This window comes from Mesorhizobium sp. M7A.F.Ca.CA.002.09.1.1 (genome assembly GCF_003998555.1).
Classification (GTDB): Bacteria; Pseudomonadota; Alphaproteobacteria; order Rhizobiales; family Rhizobiaceae; genus Mesorhizobium; species Mesorhizobium ciceri.
Map to the genome: position 1 here is coordinate 1 of NZ_RZRR01000817.1, position 2,550 is coordinate 2,550.

The 2,550-nt window shown below is 63.8% G+C and carries 3 protein-coding genes; all 3 read right to left on the minus strand.

The annotated features are described in order from the left end of the window. Nucleotides 1–161: porin (locus EN994_RS26725; protein ID WP_348631692.1), on the minus strand; the 161-nt coding region annotated here is incomplete at its 3' end. 307 nt (nucleotides 162–468) lie between these two features. Continuing rightward, the gene (gene glyA / locus EN994_RS26730) at nucleotides 469–1,743 is read right to left on the minus strand and encodes a serine hydroxymethyltransferase (protein WP_013529884.1); all 1,275 of its coding nucleotides are present in this window, start codon (nucleotides 1,741–1,743) and stop codon (nucleotides 469–471) included. Nucleotides 1,744–1,821: 78 nt separating this feature from the next. Further along, the coding region (locus EN994_RS26735) for a D-glycerate dehydrogenase (RefSeq protein WP_164746221.1) at nucleotides 1,822–2,550 on the minus strand (729 nt) is incomplete at its 5' end.

The following is a 2,550-nucleotide window of genomic DNA, read 5'->3' on the forward strand; positions in this document are numbered from 1 at the left end:
ATGTAGAAGTAACCAGCGCCGTAGACGTCGCAGATCTTGACGTATTCAGCGGGTTCCGGCTCGGCAACAACGACGGCGTCGGCGGCGTGCGCACCGGAAACTGCGATCAGAGCCGCAGCTGAGCCGAAAAGAAGGCTCTTGATGTTCATTTTCCTCTCCATTCAAAAGATCAAAAAAAGCCAGGGTATCTTTCGAGGCTGGCAACCCGCTCCCCGGAAAACGCCGCACCCATGGATCCAAGCTCCTCCTGCCGTCCGCAGCCGAAGGCGCCACTTCCGTCAATCGACGGAAATTGCTTGCAAAATGGCTCGGACGACAAACTTGGCGGTGGATGTATGCGGTGATTTCGCGATGACGTTAGGACAGGCGCAACTCGTCACGAATGGCGCTGCTACGCAAAACCATATCTGTGGCTAATGCCCTGTCCGCGGCAGCCATGTATCTGCCTGTGGCGCGCTCCCCGGACGGTCAACCGGGTCTGGGCTCGTAGATCGGGAATGCCTCGCAAAGCTCCTCGACCGACCGCCGAGCCGCCTTCTCCTGTTCGGCGCCCCATTGCGTTCCGACCGCATCCAGCACGTCGGCTATGAGATTGCCGACACGGGCAAACTCGCCCTCGCCGAAACCGCGCGTGGTGGCGGCCGGTGTGCCCAGCCGTATACCGGAGGTGACGGCAGGCGGCGCCGGATCGAAAGGAATGCCGTTCTTGTTGCAGGTCAGCCCTGCCCTGCCCAACGCCTCCTCCGCGTCCTTGCCGGACAGGCCCTTGCCGCGCAGGTCGACCAGCAGCAGATGCGTATCGGTTCCGCCGGAGACAATGTCGAATCCGCGCTCGCCAAGCGTCGCGGCCAGCTTTCTGGCATTCGCCACCATCTGCCGGGCATAGGTCTTGAACCCGTCCTCCAAGGCTTCACCCAGGGCAACGGCCTTGGCAGCAATGACATGCATCAGCGGGCCTCCCTGCAGGCCAGGGAACACCGCCGAATTCAGCTTCTTGGCGATGTCCTGGTTGTTGGTCAGGATCATACCGCCGCGCGGGCCGCGCAGCGTCTTGTGCGTCGTGGTGGTGACGATATCGGCGACCTCGACCGGGTTGGGATGCACGCCGCCGGCGACCAGGCCGGCGAAATGCGCCATGTCGACCATCATCAGCGCGCCGACGGCATCGGCGATCGCCCGGATGCGCTTGAAGTCGATGATGCGCGGATAGGCCGATCCACCCGCGATAATCAGCTTTGGCCGTGTTTCCCGCGCCTTGGCCTCCAGCTCCTCATAGTCGATAAGGCAGTCGCTCTGGCGCACGCCGTATTGCACGGCGTTGAACCATTTTCCCGACAGTGTCGGCCGGGCACCGTGCGTCAGATGCCCGCCGGCGGCGAGCGACAGACCCATGAAGGTGTCGCCCGGCTTCAGCATGGCGAGCATCACCGCGCCGTTGGCCTGGGCGCCGGAATGCGGCTGCACATTGGCGTGCGCCGCGCCAAACAGCCGGCAGGCCCTGTCGATGGCAGCCGCTTCGGCCAGATCGACATATTGGCAGCCGCCGTAGTAGCGGTGCCCCGGATAGCCCTCGGCATATTTGTTGGTCATCACCGAGCCTTGTGCCTCCAGCACAGCCGGCGAAACGATATTTTCGGATGCGATCAGCTCGATTTCGGACCGCTGCCGGCCCATCTCGCGTGCAATCGCATCGGCGACCACCGCATCCTGGAGCTTGAGGTTCCTCTGGAAAAAGCCGGTCATTCTGCTCGTCTCCTGGCGGCAAAAGGCGGACACGGTTTTCGGCGTCGCCATGCCTGGTGTTGGAACTGAAACGGGGAGCTAGTTCACTGCGTCAGGCGGGGTGCGGCCTTCGAAGAAGGCCGACAGATTGTCGATCACCCGCATGCCCATTGCGATGCGCGTTTCGCTGGTGGCGCTACCCAGATGGGGCAGCAGCACGACATCTTCACGCTCCGTCAAGGCGCGCGGCACGGACGGCTCCGTCTCGAACACGTCGAGCCCGGCACCAGTAATCCGACGCTCACGCAGCGCCTGGACCAGTGCGTCCTCATCCACCACATCGCCACGCGCGGTGTTGATCAGGAAGGCTGATTTCTTCATGCGGGCAAGACGGCGTTCGTTGATGAGGCGGGTGTTTTCGCCACCGCCCGGACAATGCAGCGACACGAAATCCGAGGCCGCCAGCACCTCGTCCACAGTCGCCAGCTGCCGCGCCGGCATGCCGGGGTGGGGAACCGGCCGGCTGTCGAAGAAGACGACCTCCATGCCGAAGCCGAAGTGACAGCGCCTGGCCATGGCCTGGCCGATCCTTCCCATGCCGATGATGCCGACGGTCTTGCCGCTGACCTGGGTGCCGCAGAGATGCGTCGGCCGCCAGCCGGTCCATTTGCCGGAGCGCAGCTCGCGCTCGCCCTCTCCGGCACGGCGCGCGCACATCAAAAGCAGCGTCATGGCGAGATCGGCGGTGGCATCGGTCAACACGGCGGGCGTGTTGGTGACGATCAGCCCTGCTGCGCTGGCGGCGGCAATGTCGATGTGGTTGAAGCC